Source organism: Exiguobacterium sp. s192, assembly GCF_018618795.1.
GTDB classification, from domain to species: Bacteria; Bacillota; Bacilli; order Exiguobacteriales; family Exiguobacteriaceae; genus Exiguobacterium_A; species Exiguobacterium_A undae.
The window spans coordinates 185,254-210,438 of the sequence record NZ_JACSMS010000004.1; the positions used below are offsets into that span (position 1 = coordinate 185,254).

Annotated in this window: 22 protein-coding genes and 1 riboswitch; of the genes, 12 read left to right on the plus strand and 10 right to left on the minus strand. The window is 49.5% G+C overall.

Features of this window, described 5'->3' with window-relative positions; all coding sequences use genetic code 11:
- Positions 1 to 20: 20 nt before the first annotated feature.
- Positions 21 to 1,604 (plus strand): Na+/H+ antiporter NhaC family protein, encoded by a 1,584-nt coding sequence (locus KNP87_RS09535; protein WP_026831645.1) that lies wholly within the window; start codon positions 21 to 23, stop codon positions 1,602 to 1,604.
- An 84-nt stretch (positions 1,605 to 1,688) separates the two neighbouring features.
- Here KNP87_RS09535 and htpG read toward each other — a convergent pair whose 3' ends face one another.
- Positions 1,689 to 3,554, minus strand: a complete 1,866-nt coding sequence (gene htpG / locus KNP87_RS09540; protein ID WP_214721525.1) for a molecular chaperone HtpG — start codon at positions 3,552 to 3,554, stop codon at positions 1,689 to 1,691.
- Between the two features lie 83 nt (positions 3,555 to 3,637).
- Positions 3,638 to 4,570, minus strand: a complete 933-nt coding sequence (locus tag KNP87_RS09545) for a hypothetical protein (RefSeq protein WP_353049364.1) — start codon at positions 4,568 to 4,570, stop codon at positions 3,638 to 3,640.
- An 87-nt stretch (positions 4,571 to 4,657) separates the two neighbouring features.
- Here KNP87_RS09545 and KNP87_RS09550 point away from each other — a divergent pair, with 87 nt between their 5' ends.
- Together KNP87_RS09550 and KNP87_RS09555 are read left to right on the plus strand one after the other, a co-directional pair.
- Positions 4,658 to 5,479, plus strand: a complete 822-nt coding sequence (locus KNP87_RS09550) for an SDR family oxidoreductase (RefSeq protein WP_026831642.1) — start codon at positions 4,658 to 4,660, stop codon at positions 5,477 to 5,479.
- A 166-nt stretch (positions 5,480 to 5,645) separates the two neighbouring features.
- Positions 5,646 to 6,803: an ArgE/DapE family deacylase gene (locus tag KNP87_RS09555; RefSeq protein WP_026831641.1), complete on the plus strand. Its 1,158-nt coding sequence runs from the start codon at positions 5,646 to 5,648 to the stop codon at positions 6,801 to 6,803.
- Between the two features lie 42 nt (positions 6,804 to 6,845).
- Here the strand turns inward: KNP87_RS09555 and KNP87_RS09560 are convergent, their stop codons facing one another.
- Positions 6,846 to 7,193: a hypothetical protein gene (locus KNP87_RS09560; protein ID WP_353049366.1), complete on the minus strand. Its 348-nt coding sequence runs from the start codon at positions 7,191 to 7,193 to the stop codon at positions 6,846 to 6,848.
- Positions 7,194 to 7,298: 105 nt separating this feature from the next.
- On the opposite strand from KNP87_RS09560, the gene KNP87_RS09565 reads away from it, so the two are divergent.
- Positions 7,299 to 7,721 carry a DUF1801 domain-containing protein gene (locus KNP87_RS09565; RefSeq protein WP_026831639.1) on the plus strand — a complete coding sequence of 141 codons (423 nt, stop codon included), beginning with the start codon at positions 7,299 to 7,301 and terminating at the stop codon, positions 7,719 to 7,721.
- Positions 7,722 to 7,783: 62 nt separating this feature from the next.
- Here KNP87_RS09565 and KNP87_RS09570 read toward each other — a convergent pair whose 3' ends face one another.
- Positions 7,784 to 9,022 (minus strand): MFS transporter, encoded by a 1,239-nt coding sequence (locus KNP87_RS09570; protein WP_026831638.1) that lies wholly within the window; start codon positions 9,020 to 9,022, stop codon positions 7,784 to 7,786.
- Between the two features lie 15 nt (positions 9,023 to 9,037).
- The gene (locus tag KNP87_RS09575) at positions 9,038 to 9,493 is read right to left on the minus strand and encodes a CBS domain-containing protein (protein ID WP_026831637.1); all 456 of its coding nucleotides are present in this window, start codon (positions 9,491 to 9,493) and stop codon (positions 9,038 to 9,040) included.
- Positions 9,494 to 9,682: 189 nt separating this feature from the next.
- On the opposite strand from KNP87_RS09575, the gene KNP87_RS09580 reads away from it, so the two are divergent.
- The gene (locus KNP87_RS09580) at positions 9,683 to 10,105 is read left to right on the plus strand and encodes a MarR family winged helix-turn-helix transcriptional regulator (protein ID WP_026831636.1); all 423 of its coding nucleotides are present in this window, start codon (positions 9,683 to 9,685) and stop codon (positions 10,103 to 10,105) included.
- 95 nt (positions 10,106 to 10,200) lie between these two features.
- On the opposite strand, the gene mmuM is transcribed toward KNP87_RS09580, so the two are convergent.
- The 5 genes from mmuM to KNP87_RS09605 all read right to left on the minus strand — a co-directional run bounded on the left by mmuM (position 10,201) and on the right by KNP87_RS09605 (position 16,704).
- Positions 10,201 to 11,133: a homocysteine S-methyltransferase gene (gene mmuM, locus KNP87_RS09585; protein WP_214721527.1), complete on the minus strand. Its 933-nt coding sequence runs from the start codon at positions 11,131 to 11,133 to the stop codon at positions 10,201 to 10,203.
- Positions 11,108 to 12,508, minus strand: coding sequence for an amino acid permease (locus tag KNP87_RS09590; RefSeq protein WP_026831634.1), 1,401 nt, complete (start codon positions 12,506 to 12,508; stop codon positions 11,108 to 11,110). The genes mmuM and KNP87_RS09590 overlap by 26 nt, the downstream gene beginning before the upstream one ends.
- Positions 12,509 to 12,617: 109 nt before the next feature.
- Complete coding sequence (gene tnpB, locus KNP87_RS09595; RefSeq protein ID WP_214721542.1) at positions 12,618 to 13,790, minus strand: IS200/IS605 family element RNA-guided endonuclease TnpB; 1,173 nt, start codon at positions 13,788 to 13,790, stop codon at positions 12,618 to 12,620.
- Positions 13,791 to 13,958: 168 nt separating this feature from the next.
- Positions 13,959 to 14,060: riboswitch (SAM riboswitch) on the minus strand.
- A gap of 107 nt (positions 14,061 to 14,167) precedes the next feature.
- Complete coding sequence (locus tag KNP87_RS09600; protein WP_026831633.1) at positions 14,168 to 15,586, minus strand: polysaccharide pyruvyl transferase family protein; 1,419 nt, start codon at positions 15,584 to 15,586, stop codon at positions 14,168 to 14,170.
- A 206-nt stretch (positions 15,587 to 15,792) separates the two neighbouring features.
- Positions 15,793 to 16,704, minus strand: a complete 912-nt coding sequence (locus KNP87_RS09605; RefSeq protein ID WP_026831632.1) for a ketopantoate reductase family protein — start codon at positions 16,702 to 16,704, stop codon at positions 15,793 to 15,795.
- Between the two features lie 181 nt (positions 16,705 to 16,885).
- Here KNP87_RS09605 and KNP87_RS09610 point away from each other — a divergent pair, with 181 nt between their 5' ends.
- The 7 genes from KNP87_RS09610 to KNP87_RS09640 all read left to right on the plus strand — a co-directional run bounded on the left by KNP87_RS09610 (position 16,886) and on the right by KNP87_RS09640 (position 25,149).
- A complete protein-coding gene (locus KNP87_RS09610; protein WP_026831631.1) occupies positions 16,886 to 17,602 on the plus strand; it encodes a GntR family transcriptional regulator in 717 nt (238 codons plus the stop codon).
- A complete protein-coding gene (gene gntK, locus KNP87_RS09615; protein ID WP_026831630.1) occupies positions 17,595 to 19,136 on the plus strand; it encodes a gluconokinase in 1,542 nt (513 codons plus the stop codon). The genes KNP87_RS09610 and gntK overlap by 8 nt, the downstream gene beginning before the upstream one ends.
- A 24-nt stretch (positions 19,137 to 19,160) precedes the next feature.
- Entirely contained in the window at positions 19,161 to 20,507 is a 1,347-nt protein-coding gene (locus tag KNP87_RS09620; protein WP_214721528.1) for a GntP family permease, read from the plus strand.
- Between the two features lie 18 nt (positions 20,508 to 20,525).
- A complete protein-coding gene (gnd, locus tag KNP87_RS09625) occupies positions 20,526 to 21,926 on the plus strand; it encodes a decarboxylating NADP(+)-dependent phosphogluconate dehydrogenase (protein ID WP_214721529.1) in 1,401 nt (466 codons plus the stop codon).
- Between the two features lie 220 nt (positions 21,927 to 22,146).
- The gene (gene ahpC / locus KNP87_RS09630) at positions 22,147 to 22,710 is read left to right on the plus strand and encodes an alkyl hydroperoxide reductase subunit C (RefSeq protein ID WP_028105377.1); all 564 of its coding nucleotides are present in this window, start codon (positions 22,147 to 22,149) and stop codon (positions 22,708 to 22,710) included.
- A gap of 14 nt (positions 22,711 to 22,724) precedes the next feature.
- Positions 22,725 to 24,254, plus strand: a complete 1,530-nt coding sequence (ahpF, locus tag KNP87_RS09635) for an alkyl hydroperoxide reductase subunit F (protein WP_026831627.1) — start codon at positions 22,725 to 22,727, stop codon at positions 24,252 to 24,254.
- A gap of 352 nt (positions 24,255 to 24,606) precedes the next feature.
- Positions 24,607 to 25,149, plus strand: coding sequence for an ECF transporter S component (locus KNP87_RS09640; protein WP_028105376.1), 543 nt, complete (start codon positions 24,607 to 24,609; stop codon positions 25,147 to 25,149).
- The last annotated feature ends 36 nt before the right edge of the window (positions 25,150 to 25,185 follow it).

Sequence of the window (25,185 nt, forward strand, 5' to 3'; positions counted from 1 at the left end):
AAGGAGGAGGAACCACAACCATGGTCAACTATTCAGATTCCATCGTCGCACTTGCGCCGGCGGTAATCGCCATCGTCTTGGCGATTGTTACACGAAAAGTCGTCATCTCACTCGGTGTCGGTATTTTAGTCGGAGCGTTATTGCTTCACAGCTTCAATCCGATCGATACCGTTGTTTATCTCGGGAAAAATATCTTCAGTCTGTTTTGGGCAGACGGGGCTTTAAATGAATGGAACGTCTTATTACTCGTCTTCTTACTGTTACTCGGTGTCTTGTCGACACTGATTCAAACATCAGGTGGTGCCCGTGCCTTCGGCGAATGGGCAACAACACACGTCAAGACGGCGCGTGGCGCCCGACTCGCCGCTTTCGGCTTAGGTATCTTAATCTTCATCGATGATTACTTCAACAGTCTGGCCGTTGGAAACGTCAGTCGACCGTTAACGGACCGCCGCGGTGTCTCACGGGCCAAACTGGCGTACATCATTGATTCAACCGCTGCACCGGTCTGTGTCATCAGTCCGTTATCCAGCTGGGGTGCCTTCATCATCTCGATCATCGCCGGGATCTTGACGACACATTCGATCACCGATTACTCAGCGTTCAGTGCCTTCATGATGATTGTGCCGTTAAACTTCTATGCCATCTTCGCTTTGTTGCTGACACTCTACATCGCCTATACGGGAATTGCCGTTGGACCGATGCGGACGCATGAATTGCGTGCTTTACAAGGTGAGTTGTTTGACGCCAACAAAGGTACTCCAATGGGAATGGCGGAAGAGGTCAAAGAGCACGATAATGGAAAAGTCCGTGACTTGGTCGTCCCGATTATCGTATTGGTCATCGCGACCGTCACAGCTCTTCTTTGGACGGGTGCTCAAGCGCTTGCCGCTGACGATCGTCCCTTTACATTGATTGGTGCCTTCGAATCAACGGACGTGACACGTTCTCTTGTTGCAGGTGTCGTCATCAGTTTAATCGTTGCCTTCTTGATGTTGATCGGTCGGAAGATTCCGGCACGTGATTACCGCATCAGCATTTGGGCAGGAATGAAATCGATGTGGCCGGCGGTCGTCATTCTATTGTTCGCTTGGACGATCATCGCTGTCATCGGCGACATGAAGACCGGGGATTACCTTGCCAGTTTCGTCAGCAAATCCATTCCCGCTTCTTATCTGCCGTTCCTGTTGTTCTTAATCGCGAGTATCATGGCATTCTCAACCGGAACAAGTTGGGGCACATTCGGTATCATGTTACCAATCGGTGCTGACCTCATCATGGCGGTTGAGCCGAGTCTGTTGTTGCCAACACTTGCAGCAGTCCTTGCCGGATCCGTCTTCGGTGACCACTGTTCACCGATTTCCGATACGACGATTCTCAGCTCGACCGGTGCCGGATCGCACCATATCGATCACGTCACGACACAATTACCGTACGCGTTGATCGGTGCCGCAACGTCGGCTGTCGGATACCTCGTGCTCGGTGTCACCGGTTCGTCTGTGTTCGGATTCATCGGTGCGCTTGTCGCCTTCTTGATCTTCCTCGTCATGTTAAACGTTCTTTCACGACGCGGTGAAGTCCCGTCGCAACTTCGTTCGGAATAACGGAAGTCTGTGAAACGATCATTCTATTCAAAAAGCCGGACCGATGATTACATCGGATCCGGCTTTTTGCTATGGCTTTTTTGTTCAGACCATCAACGCGCAGACTTCGTTCGCAAAGGCGACCGGATCTTCAATCGGCAATCCTTCGATCAATAACGCTTGTTGATACATCAATTTGGTATACCGCTCGAATTTCGGACGATCCTCGGCATAAGCCGTCTCAATCGCTTGGAACACATCGTGCGACGTGTTCAATTCGAGGATTTTCACGGCTGCGACATCTTGGTTGTTCGGCATCGATTTGAGGATTTTCTCCATTTCGATTGAAACCGCACCATCCGTCGCGAAGCAGACCGGATGTGACTTCAACCGTGTTGAAGCTTTGACCTCTTTCACCTGTCCTGCCAGTACGTCCTGCATCGCTTTGAACATCTCGACTTGTGTCTCTGTCGTTTCGGCTTGATCCGTCTGCTCGATGCCGAGATCGCTGCTCGTGACGGACTTGAATTCTTTTCCGTCGTAATTGAGCAGCATCTGAATCGCAAACTCATCAATCTCTTCCGTGAAGTATAGGATATCGAATCCTTTGTCCTTGACGAGCTCCGACTGCGGCAATTTATCCAACCGGTCCGTGCTCTCCCCTGATGCATAATAGATGTACTTCTGCTCTTCCGGCATCGCGGCGACGTATTCTGCGAGCGTCACCAGTTTTTTCTCTTTTGCCGAATGGAACAGGACGAGGTCTTTCACCGTATCCTTTTGCATGCCGTAATCATTGTAGATGCCGAACTTCAATTGACGGCTAAAGGCTTGATAAAACGTCTCGTATTTCTCCCGGTCGTCCCGAAGCAATGCTTCAAGTTGTGTCTTGATTTTGCTTTGGATGTTTTTGGCGATCAACTTCAACTGGCGATCATGTTGCAGCATTTCACGCGAGATGTTGAGTGACAAGTCTTCTGAATCGACCATCCCTTTGACGAAGCTGAAATGATCCGGCAGCAGATCACTGCATTTTTCCATGATCAAGACGCCGTTCGCATACAGTTCAAGCCCCTTCTCAAACTCTTTTGAATAATAATCAAAGGAAGGCTGTTCTGGAATGAACAGGATCGATTGATAACGGACGGCTCCATCGGCACTGATATGAATGTGCTTGATCGGCGCATCAAATCCGTAACGTTTTTCCTGATAGAAGTTACGGTAGTCCTCATCCGTCAGCTCCCGTTTGTTTTTCCGCCAGATCGGGACCATGCTGTTGACCGTTCTCATGACTGTGACCGTCTCTGTTTCATCTGATCCGTCGACCGGACGTTGTTCCGTTTCCTCCATCTCGATCGGATAACGGATGAAGTCCGAGTATTTCTTGACGATACTCCGCAGGCGGTGCGGTTCCAGGTATTCATCGTAGTTCTCTTCGTCTTCGTTGGCTTTGATATGGAGTGTGATATCTGTTCCGACGGTCTCTTTTTCGACCTCTTCGATCGTATACCCGTCGACTCCGTGTGACTCCCATTTATAAGCGACGTCACTGCCAAACGGTTTCGTGACGACCGTCACGGTGTCGGCGACCATGAAGGCGGAATAAAAACCGACGCCGAACTGTCCGATGATATCATGACCGTCTTGTGATTCATTTTCTGCCTTAAAGGCGAGCGATCCGCTTTTGGCAATCGTTCCGAGGTTTTCTTCGAGCTCTTCTTTTGTCATTCCGATTCCTGTATCACGCAAAGTCAGTTGACGTGTTTCAGGGTTCGGCTGAATCGTAATTTTGTAAGCATCCTTGTCGAACGTAATCGTCTCGTCCGTCAACGCTTTGTAGTAAATCTTATCCATTGCGTCACTGGCGTTCGAAATCAACTCACGTAAAAAGATTTCCTTGTGTGTGTAGATGGAATGAATCATCATTTCGAGCAATCGCTTGGATTCTGCTTTAAATTGTTTCGTTTCCATTTTCGATACCCCCATGTATTTTTTAGCACTCTATAAGATAGAGTGCTAATTCATTTCCATTATTACGGATACAAAAACGACTGTCAATCCTCCAATTCATCGAGTGCATCAAGTTTTTGCCGCACCTGCCGTCCGATATCACGCAGTCCTTTTGTCGAACCGTATGTTCCGTGACTCCGGCCCTTTTCGTCAGGACGACTGCCTAGACCAAGGAACTGTTCGCTTGGTTTAAAGTGAAGTCCGATGACCGGAATCCCGAATGCAGCGGAATAACCAAATTCGACGACGGCATCCGGATAATCGGTCAACGCGACGGGTTCTTGCCACGTGATGCTTGGATCCAGTTTCCGGAAACGGTCCGTATGCTCACGTCCGAGTAAAATGATGCCATGCAGGGAAAACAGCGGCAGCAGCTTTTTCAAAAAAGTTTGTCCAAAGTCCGTCTGTTCGAGATCCTGCCGCATCGCGATCGTCCCCATGTAGCGTCTGGTCGGGAACGGAAAAAAATCCGTATGGATGACCGGAAGGAGAGCGTCATCATAAAAGGACGCCCCAAATCCATTTAAGAACCCTTCCAGTTTTCCACCCTGTTCCTTTCCAAACCATGTCTTATAAACATCCGGTTGTTGAAAATAGTGATTAAACTTGTCGATCGTTTGTTCAACGTGTTGCTCCGTTAGATAGGTCTCTAAAGACATATCTGATTCGAGCAAAAAGAACGGACCCGTCGAATCATAACGCATCGTTCCTTCCTTATTCAAAAATTGTCCGGCTGACGGATTCGTCGCGACCGTCAACCAGCTTTTCTTCGAGACGTCACCAAACCATAAGACGGGTGTCGTTCCCTCAATCAATTCGTTTCGCATCGGTCCACGTGCCAACTCCATTTGGTGCTGCACGGCTTCCGTCAATAATTTTTTTGCATGTTCCCGTTGCTCTGATGTCAGCGTTCTCATTCCTTTCGTTTTGCGCTTTCCTGTTTTTTGATGTTCCCGTTCCTCCAGAACGTTAGACACTTCGATGGGTTTAGCTCGATTCGCGGAGGGAATGTTTCATAAGGTAAAGCACAACATCGGACATTACTTTTCAGGAGGAGATTTTTTATGAAACGACTTGAGAATAAAGTAGCAGTCATTACCGGATCGGCGACAGGAATCGGCCAGGCAACGGCACTCGTCTTTGCAGAACAGGGAGCGACCGTCGTCTGTGCGGATGTTGATCTGGAAAAAGCACAAGCAACCGTCAAACAGATTGAGCAGGCCGGTGGAAAAGCAGAAGCGGTTCATGTCGACGTCTCACAAGTCGATAGCGTAAAACAACTCGCAGACCATTTAGCGTCTACATACGGGACGGTTGATGTCCTGTTCAACAATGCCGGGATTGATCAGCAAGGCGGGAAAGTCCATGAATATCCAATCGAACTGTTTGACCAAATCATCGCCGTCGATTTACGGGGGACTTTCTTGACGAGTAAGTTCGTCATTCCATTGATGCTGAAAAACGGCGGATCGATCATCAACACGTCATCGATGTCAGGACGTGCGGCCGACTTGAATCGTTCCGGATATAACGCGGCAAAAGGCGGCATCGCCAACTTCACACGCGCGATGGCAATCGACTATGCCCGGGAAGGCATCCGCGTCAACTCGCTTTCGCCGGGAACAATCGAAACGCCGCTCATCGATACACTCGTCGGCGGAAAAGAAGAAGATCAAGGGAAGCAGTTCCGTGATGCCAATGCTTGGATCACACCACTCGGTCGTCTCGGTAAACCGCGTGAGATGGCAACGGTTGCCTTGTTCCTCGCTTCAGATGACAGTTCATACGTTACGGGTGAAGACATCACGGCTGACGGCGGTATCATGGCCTATACGTGGCCGGGTGAAATGTTAATCGATGATAAATGGAAAACAGACGCGGAATAAGCGACGTTTTTTTTCAGCACGGTTCCTACTTGTGGAGCCGTGCTTTTTTTGTTCATTTTTGAACGGTTTGACCCTAAGAAATTCGAGACGCTTAAATGTTTTGGGCATTAGTTTACCTCACTGAACTACTTTTGAACGGGAAAAGTAAAGCAAAGGGGGAGAAACTATGCTTACAGAATCGATTACTTATTTACAACGTTGTTTACAAATTCCAAGCACCAATCCACTCGACGGGGAAGAGAATGTCGCCGCGTACGTCTATGATTTACTGACATCGAACGGAATCGAGACGGAATGGATCGAAGTGTCACCTAAACGGATTTGTCTCGTCGCAACGATCCAAGCCGGAGTTTCGGCCGTTCACCCGAAAACGATTGGCTTCTCAGGTCATCTGGATACCGTGCCTGTTCAACTCAGCGAGTGGACAAAGGATCCGTTCGGCGGCGAAATCGAGCAAGGACGCATCTACGGACGTGGCGCCTCCGACATGAAATCCGGTGTAATGGCAATGGTCAGCATGATGCTTGAATTAAACCAACGGGATGACTTACCAAACCATCTGAAATTGTTGATCACATCCGACGAGGAAAACGGGATGACCGGGGCCCGTCATTTAACAGAACGTGGTGACGCAGATGATTTGGACGCTCTGTTGATCACGGAACCGACAAGCGGTTTTCTCGGGTACGCCCAAAAAGGAGTCGTCGGCGTGGAAGTATCGTGTGCGGGTAAAAGCGCTCACAGCTCTTCGCCCCAACTCGGTCAAAACGCCATCGATGATCTGTATCGTGTGATTCGAGAAATCAAATCCGACCGGTTTACGATCACCACTCACAGTCATCCGGAGCTCGGTCCGGTCGTCGCTTCCATCACGTCCATTACGGGCGGTGAAGGTCCAAACGTCATTCCGAGCCAAGCTGCATTTTATATGGACATCCGGACGATTCCCGGATTCGGACGGGAACAGGTCTTAGCCGCACTGGAAGAAATCAATCAACGTCTGCGTGAACAGGACGACAGCTTTTCGATGAAAGTCACTGTCATCAAAGAGATTCCGTCCTGTGAAACTGATTCCGAGGACCCGTTCTTGAATGTCGTCGCAACAACGATGGAATCCATTCGACGTCAGCCGACACGACGCGTTGCGATTCCTGGAGGAACAGACGGCGCCATGTTCAGTCAGGCCGCCCGAAGCTTCCCGATTGCCGTTGCTTCTTTCCACGATTTCCGGCTGGCGCACCAAATCGATGAGTCCATTCCTTTATCGGAATATGAAGAAACGATCGAGTTGTGCACGCGTTTAGCGCTCCATTCATATACCTAAAAAAATCCTCCATTCGTCTCTTACACGACGAATGGAGGATTTTTAAGTGTACACGCCGATCAAGCCAAGGGCTTGCCCAACATAACTTTGATCAGACTGTAATGTATGGTTTGATTCGTCAACGTGACGCCAGTCGATTCGAACATGCCCCAGCCGGTTGTAGATCAATTCAAATATAAACCCAGCGTTTTCAAAGGAAACGATTCCCGGAAACTGCTCATGAACAATCCGAAATTCATGGGCAAATCGGTCATATTCTTCAAACGATAACGTCATCTGATGGATTCTTTTATCCTGATGCCACACGTCGATTTGTAATGTAGCCAACGCTTGATTCACTTCGACGATGTGCCAGTCAATTGTCTCGTCATATCCCGTAAATGAGATCACATGGTTCAACTAAATCACCTCTTTTTGAATGAATCCCCGTTAGACAGGGAATGGTTTTGTAACGAATCGAAATGACCGTCGCCCACTCACGAAAGGAGTTTTCTTATGACTGATCAGCAAAAGACGTTACCGACGGATCAAAGCGTCGATGCCTTTTTGAGTACGATCACGCCAGTGTCAAAACGGACGGACTGTGAACAATTGCGGCAGATTTTTGAAGAGATGACGGGTTATCCAGCCGTGATGTGGGGTGACACGATGATTGGATTCGGTCACTATCACTATCGGTATTCTTCCGGACATGAAGGCGACTCATTTCTTGTCGGATTCTCGCCCCGCAAAGCGAACATCAGCCTCTATTTCGCAACAGGTCCGGAGCGTGAGCAATTCCTCGCGCGTCTCGGCAAACACAAGACCGGAAAAAGCTGTGTCTATATTAATAAACTAGCAGATGTCGACCTGCTTGTCTTACGGGAGCTGATCGTTCACTCCGTCGCTTTTCTGGAGACGACGTATCCACGGTCTTGAACGCTCAAAAAACGTCCCTTCCTTCGCTGGTTTTGCGAAGGAAGGGACGTTTGCTGTTGGCATTAATGTCCGCTGTCTGTTGTATCGATATGACGAATGTGTTTGAGATTGACCCCGATGATGACGACAGACAATAAGACAAATGCACTCCCGACGTAAAACGGCAGGTTGGCATTAAAGATTTCAGCCAATTTACCGGCCATGAACGGTGCGATGGCTGCCCCGAGAAAACGTAAGAAACTGTATGCTGCCGATGCTGTCGAACGTTCGACCGGCGCTGCATCCATGACTGCTGTCGTAATCAAAGTGTTATTGTTCCCGAGCACAGCTCCGGCAAGAATGACACAGACGATGACGACTGCTGGTGTTTCGGTAAAGATCCCCATTAACAGTAACAAGACGGCGAATAAGAGAAGCATCAGTACCATCGCTTTGATCGTCCCGAGCCATTGTTTTAATTTTGGTGCTGTCAGGACGGACGTCAAGGCGAGCAACATCCCCCAACCGAGGAAGACAAATCCAAGCCCTTGTGCCGGCAGCTTCATGACGAACGGCGCATACGCCATGATCGTGAAGAATCCGACGTTATACAGGGCAGCAACGATTCCGAGTGTCAGTAATGACCGGTGTTTCATTGCCTGGAACGGTGCCAGCAACGAAATCTTTTTCGGTGGTGTCGCCGTGGCAACTGGTTTTGGCATCAAGAACAACAAGACGAGGAACGCGATGACCATAATCGTCGCAACACCCATGAACGGTGCACGCCATGTAATCGAACCAAGTGTCCCGCCCAGCAACGGACCGATTGAAATCCCGAGACCGACCGCCGCTTCATATAAGATGATCGCTTTCGCCGTTCCGCCGGATGACAGGGAAACGATCGCGGCAAGTGCCGTCGCAACGAACAAGGCGTTCCCGAGTCCCCAACCGCCGCGTAAAGCGACGAGCGTCCAGATGCTGTCGGCTTGTGACGCGAAACCGGCGACGACCGCAATGACGGCGATCCCGAGCATCAATGTTCCTTTTTGACCGATCCGGGACGAAATCGCACCGGTGATCAGCATCGCAAACGCCATGACGGCATTATAACTCGTAAACAGCAATGTGACTTCACTTTTGGAAGCTTCTAGATTGTCGGCAATCGTTGGTAAGACCGGGTTGACAAGCCCCATCCCCATGAATGCCGTAATACTGGCAAAAAATACCGCCCAAACCGCAATCGGCTGATGCAGCAAACCTTGTTTGCTTTCAGCCAAGACTGTCTCAGGCGCAAGTGTCGTTGTTTTTTCAGCAAGAGCCATATGAATCCTTCTTTCTTAAATAAACTGTTTAAAGGAGTGACGGATGACGTCACCACGACTGATGATTCCGACGAGCTTTCCGTCTTTTAGAATCGGCAGTTTTTTAATCCGTTTCGCGCCCAGCGTCGCCGCGATTTCTTCCATCTCGGTCTCCACCGTCGCTGTGACGACTTTCCGCCGTGCCATCTCCATGACAGGTCGATTCAAGATATGCCGAACACGCTCTTCGTAGTTTTCGTCGTCGCCTTTGATGACGTCGACATAGACGAATGTATCGACGATGATATCTTTGTGTTTCCCGATCGCCCGCATGATGTCCCCGTCACTGATGTAACCGACGACCTCCTGCTGTTCGTTCACGACCGGAACACCGCTGATTCCGGATGTGATAAAACGTTCAACCACCGTCCGGATTGTATCTTGTTCACTGACGGTAATGACGGTTTCTTTCATGGATTGATAAGCTTTCATCGGAATTCTCCTTTATCAGACGCTGTAATGGAATAAGTTCATAACAATCAGTTGCACGATACAATTAAATAACATTTATGATTGTATAATACAACTATAACCGTGTCAAGAACCCTGCTCTTGTATTGACAGCGGTCGTCTCGTGCGTAATGATGAGGGCAATAAAGGCTGATATGAAGAGGTGATAAGATGTCTAATCAATCCCTGGAAACGATTGAACTCGAACTGGCGATTTTGATTCGTCGTTTGACGACGGCGACGGCCGATAACCGGAATTTGGACCGCGCGTCCTACTTGCTGTTGCGCCAACTGTCGGATTCCGGTCAAGTCGGTGTCAAGACGCTCGCACGTGAATTGCAGCTCGACGTATCGACTGTCAGTCGGCAAGCTGCTGCCCTCGATCAAAAAAATCTGGTCGAAAAAATAAAAGACCCGACAGATGGCCGGGCCTTTTTCTACAAGATCACACCGCACGGTCAACGCGAGTTGGAAATCTACAGGACCGCTCGTTTGACGAGCATCGAACGGCTCGTGACGGACTGGCCGGCTGAAGATGCGGAATCCTTTGGACGGTTGCTGAAACAGTTTAACCAAGCGTTGCGGGAACGGTGAATTCCTGAAAAACAGCAACTGGCAACCCAGCACAGAGGGCGGATTGTATATCCGCCCTCTGTTTTTGTTCAGCTGAATGTTTCGTCGTCTTCCGGTTAAATGATCGTCACATTCTGCTGAATACGCTCGATCTGCTCCGGTGTCGTGCGGCAACAACCGCCGATCAATCGGGCACCTGCCGCGTACCACTCCGGTGCAATGTCTTCGAACGCGGTACAGGCTGTTTCACCGGACCATGTTTTACTGACCGGATCATAATGTTCCCCTGAATTCGGATAGACGATGATCGGAACATCGGTCAGTTGTTTTAAGCCGGTGATGAACGCCGTCGCGATTGATGCCGGAAAACAATTGGCGCCGATCGCTGCCAGTTGCGGATGCTCACCTAAAGCTTCGAGGCACTCGACCAACGTCGTTCCTTCACTGATGTGCGTCGCGTCACGCAAAGAAAAGGCAAGCCAAGCCGATTGTTCCGGAAATTCTTCGAGCAGACGAAACAGCACTTTGGCTTCTTGTAAGGAAGGTATCGTTTCAAACGCTAACAGATCGGCACCGGCCGCAATCAAAGCTTCGAGCCGCGGACGGTGGAAGGCTTCCAGTCGGGCATCGTCGACCCCGTAATGACCGACGTATTCCGAGCCGTCAGACAGGTAAGCGCCGTACGGTCCGATCGATCCCGCGATGAGTGCGTGACGCGCTTTTCCTCCTGTTTCTTGCCGTGCTTGTTGCGCAAGATGGACGGTTTGTTGCATCAATTCAAGCGCTTCGTCCGTTTCGATTCCCCGGCTCTTGAAGCCGTCGATACTTGCCTGATAACTCGACGTGATGGCACAGTCCGCTCCGATTTTAAAATAGTCGGCATGCACACGATGAATCTGCTCCGGTTCTTCGACCAGTACACGCGCCGACCAAAGCGGATCGTCGAGATTACTGCCGTTGCGTTCAAGTTCGGTCGCGAGCGCCCCGTCTAATAAGATATAGGGTTTTTCATGTAGCAACCGTTCAACTGGATTGTTTTTCTTTGACATCTTCCACACTCCGTTTCCATGATTTTTTAGTCAGATGATGGACGACGTAACATAAGGCAATGAAGGGAACACCAAAGTACAGCGCCACCCGTTGTGTCGGATCAAAGGCGATTCCGATCAAAGAAGCCAGACACATTAAAAAAGAGACGATTGGGACAAGCGGATACCACGGCGTCCGGTACACTAAATCGTTGAGATCATTCCCCTCCTGCAGATACCGTCTTCGGAACATGAACTGTGACGCGCTGATACTCATCCAGACGACGACAACGGCAAGACCGGAAATCGAGACCAGGGCAATGTAGACCGAACCCGGCGCATAAACACTGGAAAACAAGGCGAGCAGACCACCGAGCATACTGAAGAATACAGCACGTGTCGGTACACCACTCGCATTCAGCTTGGAAAAGAACGGTGTAATCATCCGTTGATCGGATAAGGACCAGAGCATCCGCGACGCGGCATACAATCCGGAATTCGCAGCCGACAGAATGGCTGTCAAAATGACGAAGTTCATGATGTCCGCGGCAAACGGCAGACCGATTCGCTCAAACACGGCAACAAACGGACTTTCGAGGACACCTTTTGAATCATTCGGTAAAAGAATCGCAAGAACGATGATCGTTCCGACAAAAAACAGGACCAATCTGAAAATCGTCGTGCGAATTGCCAGCGGCACTGTTCGTTTTGGATCGACGGCTTCCCCTGCTGCGATTCCAATCAGTTCCGTCCCGGAGTAAGCGAAGTTGACGGCAAGCATCGTCATCAAGATGGCGAAGGCACCATTCGGAAACAAGCCGCCTTCTGTCAAAGGAGCAAGCAACGGCGCCTGTGATCCGTCCGCGAGCGGTAAAAATCCGACGATCGCTGCTGTTCCCAAGACGATGAAGACTAAAATCGTCAATACTTTAACGGCGGAAAACCAAAACTCAACCTCCGCGAACAAGCGGACCGTCAGGACGTTGATTCCTAAAATCATGACGACGAATACGCCGCTGAACATCCAGACCGGAACGTCCGGGAACCAGCGTTGCATCAACAAGCCGGCTGCCGTGAATTCCGACCCGAGGGCGACCGTCCACGTCAACCAGTAGAGCCACGCCACCGTATAACCGGTTCCGGATCCGATGTACTTCGTCGCATAACTATGAAAGGCGCCGGTTTCCGGCATATGTACTGCTAACTCTCCTAAACACAGCATCACGAGATAAACTGCCAGTGCCCCGACCAAGTACGATAAAATCGTTCCGATCCGACCGGCCTGCTCGAGTGTATAACCTGTACTTAAAAACAATCCTGTCCCGATGACACCACCTAGTGACAGCATGACGATATGCCGGGATTCCATTTTTCGTCGAAACGTCTCCTCTTTCATCTGCTCTTCCACACTCCTCTTTCTCTCATTTACATTGAACTACCTCCACCTACGCTTTGCTCAGAGGTGGAGGATTCCTGAGTTATCCGACCTAACGGTCGAAAATTTATCAGGCTAACCCCGTCGTCCCGACGGTTGAAGAAGCTAAGATACGTTCGGCTTCTTGTTTGAGATTCAGTCCTGCGTTCACATCCCGGTCGTGATGGATGCCGCAACTCGGACATGTCCATTCCCGTAAGCCAAGATGTTTCACGTCTTTGTGTTGATGTCCGCAACTGGAGCACAGTTGACTGGAAGCAAAGGTCTTGCCAACCTTCACGACGGTCTTCCCGTACCATTCCGCCTTGTACTCCAACATGCGAAAGAACTCGGACCAGCTGACGTCCGAGATGGACTTGCTTAACTTGCGATTCTTCTGCATGTTCTTCACCTGCAAGGTCTCGATGCCGATAACGTCGTGGTTTTGGACGATCTCGGTCGATACCTTGTGCAGGAAGTCGGTGCGCTTGTTTGCAATCTTCTCGTGGATACGGGCGACTTTCCGTTTCTGCTTCTGATAGTTCTTCGCCTCGGACAGCTTCACTTTCTTGTTCAAGGCGATGTGTTGACGGCGGGAGAGCTTACGCTGTTCGCGCGCCAGTTTCTTCTCAAGCGAACGGAAGTAACGGTCATTTTGGTATACCGTGCCGTCCGACAGGATGGCGAAGTTCTTGAGTCCGACGTCGACGCCGACGGATGAACCGGTCCTCGGCCGTTCGTTGATTTCCTGCTCGACGAGCAGGGAAACAAAATATTTGCCTGAAGCGTTACGTCGGATCGTGGCGTTCAAGATCCGGCCTGTGACCTGCTTCGAGTGGGCGAAACGAACCCATTTCAGCTTCGGAAGTTTCAGCTGGTTGCATCCAATCGATACTTCAGGAAGCTGGTTTTTGCCTTGGATGTTGGTCTTGTACGACTGGACGGGATTACGCTTGGACTTGAAACGAGGGTGTTCGTTCTGCTTCTTGAAGAAGCGGTCAAACGCATCAGCAAGATGTTTGACGCTGATCTGAACAGAGGTACTATCGACTTCCTTCAACCAGTCGAACTCCTGCTTCAACAAAGGAATTTCTTTGGAACAAGAACCGTAGGACAGTCCTTTTCCAGTGGTCTTGTATAATTCATTCCACTTCGCCAAGAAGTGGTTGAAGATGAAGCGTGAACACCCAATCGTCTTCGCAATCAGGATTTCCTGCTCTTTTGTGGGGTAGATTCTGAATTTGTAGGCCTTGTGCTTCAACACCATTTTTCACCTCCTTCAAAGAGAATATACCCGAAAAACAGGCTGGCGATTCATCTCCCACTTTCACTAGGGCTTCGCCCTTAACGTTTAGAAGTAAGCGTATTCTCGCCTAATTTTGATAAAAAAACGCACCCACATACATGGGTGCGCCGGTCGACAATCAAAAGAAGCTTATCGATCGGGTACGACACCCGCAGGAATTAGCACAGTATCTTGCGACCTGTTGCTGAGGCTTCAAAGGGCCAGTCCCTCCACCTCTCTGGATAAGAATGTAATTTTTCATAACAGTACCAACCACGTTCTGAATTGTCAACACAATTCAGAATATATCATTTAAAAAAACGTCTTACACCAGAACGGTATAAGACGTCTTTTGCTTATTTCTTCGCAAACAAGTCAGCTGTTTTCAATGCCATCCGAACCGCTTTCCGGTTCAGGGTGCCCTGCTGATGTTTCATTTCTTTTGTTTGATTGTTCAACTTGCCTTGAAGCGATTTGATTTTTTTGTCTTTCTCAGCAATCTTCGCTTTATCGCGTTTTTGAGCTGCCACGATTTTTTGTTCTTCTTCCGGGAAGTACGATTCAAAACGTGAAACGGCTTCTTCGATGCTGATTCCTGTAATCGGTTTGACGACTGGAAGCAGTTCGGCTTTCGCCATTTCCCGATCAAACGGAACGTTCTCCGGATAGTTTGTTTCTTTGTAGATATGCTCTAAGTCGTTTGTGTTCAAGAACTCGACGAAGTTATCGAAGTTACGTGCCTGTACACGAGCCGGGCTTTGGAAGTCTGCTGACTCGATTACATCCGACAAACGTGTGCTGTCTGTGATGTCATTTGCCCAGATGTGTGTCAATTGGTGGTAATCCGTCAATTCACGCATCCGTGCATCTTTCGGAATCAGGATACTTGGTGTTCCGGCAAGCGTTGCCGTAATGTTTCCGTGAAGACGTGCTCCAAAGCTGAAGTCGGCTTCTTTTAAGAAGTCGATCCATGTCTGTGCATTCAAGAAGAAGCGGACACGGTCGTTCATGTATGTCGGATCCGACATTTTGACCGGGTAGTTCGTGACCGATAAGTCAGCAATCGGATGTGTCCCTGTGTACGTCAAGCGTAACTCTTTCATCCATTGCGGGATGAAGTAGTGGTTCGGGTACTCTTCCATTCCGCGTGTGATGAAGTTCAGGACGTTCTGCGGTGCAAGACGTGACGAGTTGACGCCGATCATCGAATCTTTCGTGATGTTCGTTTCACGGATTTTCAGATCACGGCCAAACGCATACATCGATGGGCAACCGATGACTTTGTGATCGATTCCTTCGCGGAAACCAAGGCGCGTCAAATATTTTGATGTGATTTCACCGCGAAGTCCAAGCATGCTTGAACGTTCGAGGACGGCACTGACAAACGCCTTTACATCTTCATCAAATGAAAAACCTTCTTTTAAGTCCGGCTCAAACGGTGCGCGTAGACCAACGCCGATGACGACGACTGGAATCTTCAGCTTTTTAATCAATTTTGTATATTTACGAAGTGTCGGAACGAATTCTTTACGGAATGCGTCTGCGAGTGGAATGACGTACAGGTCGAAGTTGGCGTTGATCTCATCTGCACGCTCTTCTTCATAGTAGTAATAATCCGGTGTAATCGTCGTGCCTTCTGTCATCAATGTGCGGAAGATGCTGTATTGATAAATCAGGTTTCCAACGTTTCCTCCGATTGAATTGTGTTTCATGAGATATTCTGCGTCGAACTGTTCAAACGGTGTCATACCAGCGCGAATAATAATACGTTTCATGTAAAGTAATTCCCCTCTCACTTCTGTTTTCATTGTCCATTAAAATTAGCTCACAAAAATATATTTTACTTTTTATTCAATCAATCCATTTAAGGATAGATGAGTTTAATTCAGTAAGTCAACGAATTGCTTGAATTTAACATATTCTTGACTGCGTTTGATTCTAATCTGTACATCCACATTAGATTTCCCGATATAACAAACACTTAAACCTGTTTTAATTGATTCCGATAGATTTCGAGATTCGTATGAATCATCCGCAAGAGCGGTTGTGCTGTCTCTTCCGTAGAGAGCAGTGTCTGAAAAAGATGCGTGGATTCGACATCGTTGCCTTTTTCCATATCGCGCTGAAGTGACGATTTCATCGTCTCGCTCATCTGACGGATCTGTTGTTCTTGAACCTGTTCGATTTCGTCACTGAACACAGCTCCCTGTTGCTCCATCGCCTGTTTGGCTTCAGCCGTCAATTGCCGGATCAGCTCCATCCCCTGTGCCTGCTCCCGAATCGGACCAATCGCCGAACGGAAAAGCGACGTTACCCCTGAAAACGTCGTGATGAACAAATACTTGTTCCACATGTCACGGATGATCGTTTCCGAATACTTGATCGGCGCTTTTGTTCCGGTCAGATGCCGTTCCAGTTCTTCCAGGCGTTGCGTCCGTTCCCCCGTCAATGGACCAAACAACAGATGGTGAGAAGGACTGGTTTGAAGAATCCGTCCCTGTTCATTCAGTGTCGATTCGATGAAGCATAGTCCGCCGAGCACACGGTGTTCACCAAATGTTTCAGTTAACCGCTCCAGATGTGCCATTCCATTTAACAACGGCAAAATGTATGTATGTTCCGCGACAAACGGTTCGATATCCTGTACGACCTGATCCAGATGGTAGGCTTTCGTCGAAAGCAGAATCAGATCAAACGTCTCATCTGTTCCGGCTTCGATTAAACGTGGCGACAGCTTAACATCACCGTGCGGACTGCTGATCCGGAGTCCGGATTGTTCCAATTCCTGCATGCGGCGTGGACGGACTAAAAACGTGACATCCTCCCCTTTTTCCGCCAAACGTCCTCCAAAATAACCGCCGACCGCCCCTGCTCCGACAACTAAAATTTTCATTTTCATACCTCCATATATCTGATTTTTTTCTTCCATTAGTACCTGTTCTTTGTTTAGCCTATCATACCGATCAGACCGAATTGGACAAAGATGACAATTTAATTAAAGCGCTTGCATTTTAGTTTCCGTCGTTTATACTACTTGTATACAAGTATACTTATCAAACAAAGTAGGTGATTTTATGTCTGATCTTTTATACCCGATTAAGTGGTTATCAAAAGCATCTGCCGGTGATCGTGTTGCCTATGAACTGCGGATGCGGATCATTTCCGGCAAAATCGAAAGCGGGACAGTCTTGTCTGAAAATAAGTTGGCCGCTGATTTTTCCGTCAGCCGTTCTCCGGTTCGTGATGCCTTGAAAGTCCTGGCATCAGAACGGATCATCCGGTTGGAGCGGATGGGGGCTGTCGTCGTCGGACTGTCGAAGCGCGACATCCAAGAAATCTACGATGTCCGGCTGTTAATCGAGACGTTCGTCTTTGAACGTCTCGTACGGATGGAGCGGCAAGAGCTGGTCCGTGAACTGAGCAAGGTGCTCGAGATGATGAAAATCGCCATTAAATACAAGGATGCGGACGAATTTTCCTATCAAGACGTCTTATTCCACGAAACGATCATCCGATCGATTGACCATGGTTACGTCAGTATGATGTGGCAAAATCTAAAACCTGTCATGGAAAGTTTCATCTTATTGTCGATGCGCCAACGCATCGACGAGGACATCGAGGACTTCGACCGGATCCTTGCGAACCACGCCCTCTACATCGAAGCCATCGAAACCGGTGACCGCAAACGAATGATTGCCTCGCTGCATCAGAACTTTGATGATGTGCAGGAAGTCGAAGATTTATGGAAGTCACAACAACTGATGACGAAGGGAGTCGAGCCACATGACTGAATACATGTTAGGGATTGATATCGGCACGACCAGTACAAAAGCGGTGCTCTTCACGACGACAGGGGAAGTCGTCGGACAAACGAACATCGGTTATCCGCTTCATACACCAAACCGTTCAACGGCGGAACAGGATCCGGAAGAGATTTTTCATGCCGTCCTCGAAAGCATCCGGTTGATGACGAAACAACATCCAACGGAGCAGCCGAAGTTCGTTGCCTTCAGCAGCGCGATGCACAGCTTGATTGCGATGGACGAACACGATCAGCCGCTGACTGCCTGCATCACATGGGCGGACAGCAGGAGTGAAGTCTGGTCGAATCGGATCAAGGAACAATACGGCTATTCAATTTACCACCGGACGGGAACACCGGTTCATCCGATGTCGCCGCTCAGCAAGATTTGTTGGCTTGTCGAAGAACATCCCGACATTGCTGCCCAAACAAAAAAATACATCGGCATCAAGGAATTTGTTTTCCAACGTCTGTTCGGTGAATATGCCATCGATCATTCACTGGCGTCAGCAACCGGCTTGTTCAACATTCATGAACTCGACTGGGATGCAGAAGCCCTGCACGTCGCCGGCATCGACGCATCGAAACTGTCGCGCCCGGTTTCAACGACGACTTCGTTTACGAATCTCGCACCGGAATACGCCAAACAAATTGGACTGGATCCATCCACACCATTTCTGATCGGAGCCAGTGACGGCGTGCTGTCGAACCTCGGTGTCAATGCGATCCGTAAAGGAGAAATCGCGATTACGATCGGAACGAGTGGTGCCATCCGGACGATCATCGACCGGCCGCAAACTGACGAAAAAGGCCGGATCTTCTGTTATGCCTTAACCGAAAACCATTGGGTCATCGGTGGTCCGGTCAATAATGGAGGGATGGTCTTACGCTGGATCCGGGATGAGCTCGCATCGTCGGAAGTCGAAACGGCGAAACGGCTCGGAATTGATCCGTATGCTGTCTTGACGAAAATCGCCGAGCGGGTCCGCCCGGGTTCGGACGGATTACTGTTTCATCCGTATCTGTCGGGCGAACGGGCACCGCTTTGGAATCCGGATGTCAGCGGCTCGTTCTTCGGCTTGACGTTATCGCATAAAAAAGAACACATGATTCGGGCAGCGCTGGAAGGTGTCATCTACAACTTGTACACCGTTTTCCTTGCGCTCATCGAGTGTATGGATGGTCCGGTCACACGGATTCAGGCAACCGGGGGGTTCGCCCGTTCTGAAGTGTGGCGTCAAATGATGGCGGATATCTTCGAATCAGAAGTCGTCATTCCGGAAAGTTTTGAAAGTTCATGTCTTGGAGCCTGTATTCTCGGATTGTATGCGACGGGGGAAGTCGATTCATTTGAGGTGGCCGCAGACATGATCGGGGATACGCACCGTCACGTGCCAAACGAAGAGGCGATGCACGAATACCGGCAGTTGTTGCCGATCTTCATCAGCTTGGCGCGTGTTCTGGAAACCGATTACCGGCGCATCGCTACGTATCAACGGGGTTTGATTCAAAAAGAAATTTAATTTAACGTTTTTGGGGGAAGTCACATGCCATTAGTCATTGTTGCCATCGGGATTGTTTTGTTACTCGTCTTAATCATGGGGTTGAAGTTAAACACGTTTATCTCCCTGATCATTGTCTCGTTTGTCGTCGCGCTCCTGCTCGGGATGCCGCTTGATCAAATCGTCACGACGATTGAAGCCGGAATCGGTGGAACGCTTGGTCACCTCGCCTTGATCTTCGGACTCGGTGCGATGCTCGGAAAACTGATTGCGGATGCTGGTGGTGCGCAACGGATCGCGATGACGCTTGTCGCGAAATTTGGGGAAAAGAACATCCAATGGGCGGTCGTCGTTGCCTCATTCATCATCGGGATCGCCCTCTTCTTTGAGGTCGGATTGGTACTGTTAATTCCAATCGTCTTTGCGATCTCACGTCAGTTACGCGTTTCGATTCTTTATCTCGGAATTCCGATGGTCGCTGCGTTATCGGTCACACACGGTTTCCTGCCGCCTCACCCGGGTCCAACGGTCATCGCCGGTGAGTACGGCGCGGACCTCGGACAAGTGCTCTTATATGGCTTCATCGTTGCCGTGCCGACGGTCATCATCGCCGGTCCGATTTTTACGAAGTTCGCCAAGCGGATTGTGCCGGAATCCTTTAAGAAAACCGGCAACATCGCGTCACTCGGTGAACAAAAGGAATTTGATTTAAAAGATACACCGGGATTCGGCATCAGTGTATTCACGGCGATGTTACCGGTTCTCTTGATGTCGATCGCAACTGCATTAACGTTATTACAGAAGACACTCGGCTGGGACAACAATCCGGCTTTAGCCGCCATCCAGTTCATCGGAAACGCCTCGACGGCGATGCTGATTTCCTTGCTTGTCGCCGTCTACACGATGGGACTGGCCCGTCAGATTCCGATCAAAACGGTCATGGATTCTTGTACGACCGCTATCACCCAAATCGGGATGATGCTGTTGATCATCGGTGGCGGTGGTGCCTTCAAACAAGTCTTGATCGATGGGGGTGTCGGTGATTTCGTTGCTAAAACCTTTGAAGGAACAACCTTATCACCGATTTTACTCGCCTGGATCATCGCTGCCATCTTACGGATTTCGCTTGGTTCGGCAACCGTCGCTTCGCTGACGACAGCCGGTCTCGTCATTCCGTTACTCGGTCAATCGGACGTCAATCTGGCGCTCGTCGTCTTGGCGACTGGAGCCGGCAGTCTAATCGCTTCGCACGTCAACGATGCCGGATTCTGGATGTTTAAAGAATACTTTGGATTAACCATGACAGAAACATTTGCGACGTGGACGGTGCTTGAGACGCTTATTTCCGTCTTTGGACTTGGCTTCATTCTCTTGCTCAGTCTCGTCGTCTAAAAAAAGGAGTCGGTCTATATGCTACATTCAATCGGAGTCATCGGGCTTGGCGTCATGGGGCGCAACATTGCCCTGAACATGGCGAGCCATCAAGAAAACGTCGCTGTTTACAACTACACACGTGATTTAACGGATGAGCTGATGGCCCATAACGAGGGATTATCGATCCATCCCTATTATGACGTTGCGGATTTTGTCCAATCCCTTGAACGTCCACGGAAGATTTTCGTGATGGTCACGGCAGGCAGTGCGATCGATTCAGTCATCGAATCACTCGTCCCGCATCTCGAGACGGGCGACATCATCATGGACGGTGGGAATTCCCACTTCCTCGATACAGAACGCCGTTTTGATCAACTGCAGCAACACGGTATCGAATACATCGGCGTCGGTGTCTCCGGCGGTGAAGTCGGGGCCCGGACCGGTCCTGCCATCATGCCGGGCGGAACAAAAGAAGCCTACGCACAGGTTGCCCCAATTTTGACGAAGATTGCCGCCAAAGTGAACGGTGAGCCGTGTTGCGTCTACATCGGACCAAAAGGAGCCGGTCATTTTGTCAAAATGGTCCACAACGGCATCGAATATGCCGACATGCAATTGATTGCGGAAGCTTACAGTTTCCTCCGGTTCCGTCTTGGACTCGATGTCGAAGAAATCGCTGATGTCTTCTCGTCTTGGAATGAAGGCGAACTGAAAAGTTACCTGATTGAAATCACAGCCGATATTCTTCGGAAAAAAGATGACGAAACCGGTCTTCCATTGATCGATGTCATCTTGGACCAAGCCGGTCAAAAAGGCACCGGCAAATGGACGAGCATGCAATCGATTGATAACGGAATTGCTTCTTCGATCATTACGGAAGCGCTCTTTGCCCGTTATCTCTCGGCTGTCAAAGAAGAACGTGTCGCAGCAGCTACCGTCCTCACTGGACCGGAAGCTCGCGAGGCACTCGACAAAGACGTCTGGATCGAGCGGATCCGCCAAGCCCTCTATATGGGAAAAATTGCGGCGTACGCGCAAGGTTTCACCCAGTACCGGACGTCTTCCGAATTGTATGACTGGAACTTACGCCTCGAAGAAATCGCGTTGATTTTCCGCGGCGGCTGCATCATCCGGGCCGAGTTCCTGAACGTCATCAGTGAGGCTTTCGCGAAGGACGAATCGCTTGCGAACTTGATGCTCGCACCGTACTTCGCCGAGAAGGTTCAGGACTATCAAACGTCACTGCGCCAAATCGTCGCAGAAGGTTCTCTGTCAGGACTCGCTGCTCCATGTCTCAGCACTTCGCTGACGTATTACGACAGCTACCGGACGGCTGACTCCAATGCCAATATCCTGCAAGCACAACGCGATTACTTCGGGGCACATACGTATGCCCGGACCGATCGTGAAGGCACGTTCCACACGGAGTGGCAATAACTTATACAGCTCCTGTTTCCTGTTTCATTTAAGGAAATGGGAGTTCTTTTTTTGTTCACACTTTGTTTATCACGATAGGAAATTACAGGTTATCTCTTGACAAAACAAAGCGGTTATATGAAATTAGTATTAGATTAGAATTATTCTAGTGTGATAGATACAGTTTTTTCTTAGTACTAGAACAGATTCTTAAATAGAACCCAACAGGAGGATTTTTATCATGTCTTTAATCGGAAGTGAAGTAAAACCATTCAGTGCATCAGCATTCCATAACGGAGAGTTCGTCGACCTTACAGATGCTAATCTTCGTGGAAAATGGAGTGTCGTTTGTTTCTACCCAGCAGACTTTACATTCGTTTGCCCGACTGAGCTCGAAGATCTTCAAAACCAATACGCAGCACTCAAAGCGCTTGACGTTGAAGTTTACTCGGTTTCAACAGATACGCACTTTACACATAAAGCTTGGCACGAAACTTCAGAAACAATCGGTAAAATCGAGTACGTCATGATTGGTGACCCGTCACACGTCATCTCACGCAACTTCGAAGTCTTGAACGAACAAGACGGACTTGCAGACCGCGGAACGTTCATCATCGATCCAGACGGTGTCATCCAAACGGTTGAGATCAACGCAGGCGGAATCGGTCGCGATGCAAGCACACTCGTTAACAAAATCAAAGCAGCACAATACGTACGCAACAACCCAGGCGAAGTTTGCCCAGCGAAATGGGAAGAAGGTTCTGCAACACTCACACCGAGCCTCGACCTCGTCGGAAAAATTTAAGGAGCGGATTTGAGATGGCTTTAGCAGCAGATATTAAAGCACAACTCGCTCAATACTTGGAGTTATTGGAAGGAGATCTTGTCCTCGCGGTCAGCGCCGGGACAGACTCCGTTTCTCTTGAGATGAGCGAGCTCGTCGAAGAAATCGCGAGCATGTCACCACGAATCAGCATCGAACAGGCGTCACTGGCCAGGACACCAAGCTTCAGCGTCAATCGTGTCGGTGAAGAGAGCGGGATCACGTTTGCCGGGATTCCACTCGGTCACGAGTTCACGTCCCTCGTCTTGGCGTTACTCCAAGTCAGCGGTCGTGCACCAAAAGTCGATGCTTCACTGATCGATCAGATCAAAGGGATCAAAGAAACGTATCATTTTGAGTCTTACATCAGTCTCAGTTGCCACAACTGTCCGGATGTCGTCCAAGCCTTAAACGTCATGAGTGTCCTGAACCCAAACATCAGCCACACGATGATTGACGGCGGTGCGTTCAAAGAAGAAGTTGAAGCGAAAGAAATCATGGCTGTCCCAACGGTCTTCGTCAACGGCGAAGCGTTCGGAAACGGTCGGATGTCGCTCGAAGAAATTCTTGCGAAACTCGGTACAGGCGTCGACGCATCAGACTTTGCCGATAAAGACCCGTACGACGTTCTTGTCGTCGGTGGAGGTCCTGCCGGTGCCAGTGCTGCGATTTATGCCGCACGTAAAGGCATCCGGACCGGAATCGTCGCTGAACGGTTTGGCGGTCAAGTCATGGATACGATGAGCATCGAGAACTTCATCAGCATGAAGTATACGGAAGGTCCGAAACTCGTGGCGAGTCTTGAAGAACACGTCAAAGAGTACGGCATCGATGTCATGAACCTTCAACGGGCAACGCGTCTTGAGAAAAAAGACCTCGTTGAGCTGGAGCTTGAGAACGGTGCGGTCTTGAAAACGAAGAGTTTGATCCTTTCAACAGGTGCACGCTGGCGCAACATCGGTGTGCCGGGCGAACTCGAGTTCAAGAACAAAGGGGTCGCTTACTGTCCCCACTGTGACGGTCCACTCTTCGAAGGAAAACGTGTCGCTGTCATCGGCGGCGGGAATTCCGGTGTCGAAGCGGCCATCGATCTTGCCGGTCTCGTCAAACACGTGACGGTGCTTGAATTTGCACCGGAACTGAAAGCAGACGCGGTCTTACAAGACCGTCTGGCCAGTCTTCCGAACGTCACGGTCGTTGCCAACGCCCAGACGAAGGAAATCACAGGTACGGATAAAGTGAACGGCATCACGTATGTCGAACGCGAAACAGGTGCTGAGCATCATGTCGAGCTCGAAGGAGTTTTCGTCCAAATCGGTCTTGTACCAAACACAGACTGGCTCGGCGAAACGATCGAACGCAACAAGTTCGGCGAAATCCTTGTCGATCGTCATGGCGCAACGAACATCCCGGGTGTCTTCGCAGCCGGTGACTGTACGGACAGTGCTTACAAGCAGATCATCATCTCGATGGGATCAGGTGCTACCGCTGCACTCGGTGCCTTCGATTACATGATTCGGAACTGATTATCGAAACGCTTTGCTTCGGCAAGGCGTTTTTTTGATTGCAAAATCTAACATAAACAGAATCTCCGTCAACTAAAGAGGATTTGTCCCGTGCTTTTCTCGGGCGAGGCGCAAGCCGCGGCTTTTGCGACCAGCAGGTCTTAAAGCCGGGTCTCACCTGCCTCTGACAGCGCGTAAACGCGCTTTTCCCCGTAGAAGTCACGGAAAATCATCTTTTAGGCCAACGCTTTCATTATGAAAGATTTAGATTCAAACTGACCTCTATAAATTGTTCGAAATTGACACTTTTAGCTAGACCAGTTATCTGATAGATTGAGAGTATTCAAAATCTATCATAAAGAAGGTCAGGCACATGCAAAAAGCAGCACCGTATTCAAGCACTCGTACCCGGCAACTCGTCATCACTTCGATGTCGATTGCACTTGTTTTTGTCGCTACACTTTTCATCAATATCAAATTACCAATCGCAGCGAACGGTGGACTGGTCCATATGGGAACAGCCATGTTATTCCTGATCGCGATTTTATTCGGACCACGGACGGCAATGATTGCCGGTGCTGTCGGAATGGGTTTATTCGATATCGTTTCAGGTTGGACACTTTGGGCGCCGTTCTCTTTTGTTGGACGGGGATTACAAGGGTTCATCGTCGGTTGGATTGCCTGGACGTATGGTCGTAAGGGAACAAAAGTCAGCATCAACGCGCTCGCAATGATTGCATCTGTTCCTGTCATGCTCGGTGTATATTACATTTGTGAAGGTATTCTATACAGCAATTGGGTAGCTCCGGCATTATCAATCCCGGGAAACATCACGCAAAACGTTGTCGGCATTCTTGTTGCGATTCCAGTCGGGATTGCCTTGAAGAAAACACGTTTCTTCCGTCAACGCGGATGATTTTACACAAGCAACCCCGTCCTCTTCAAGAGGACG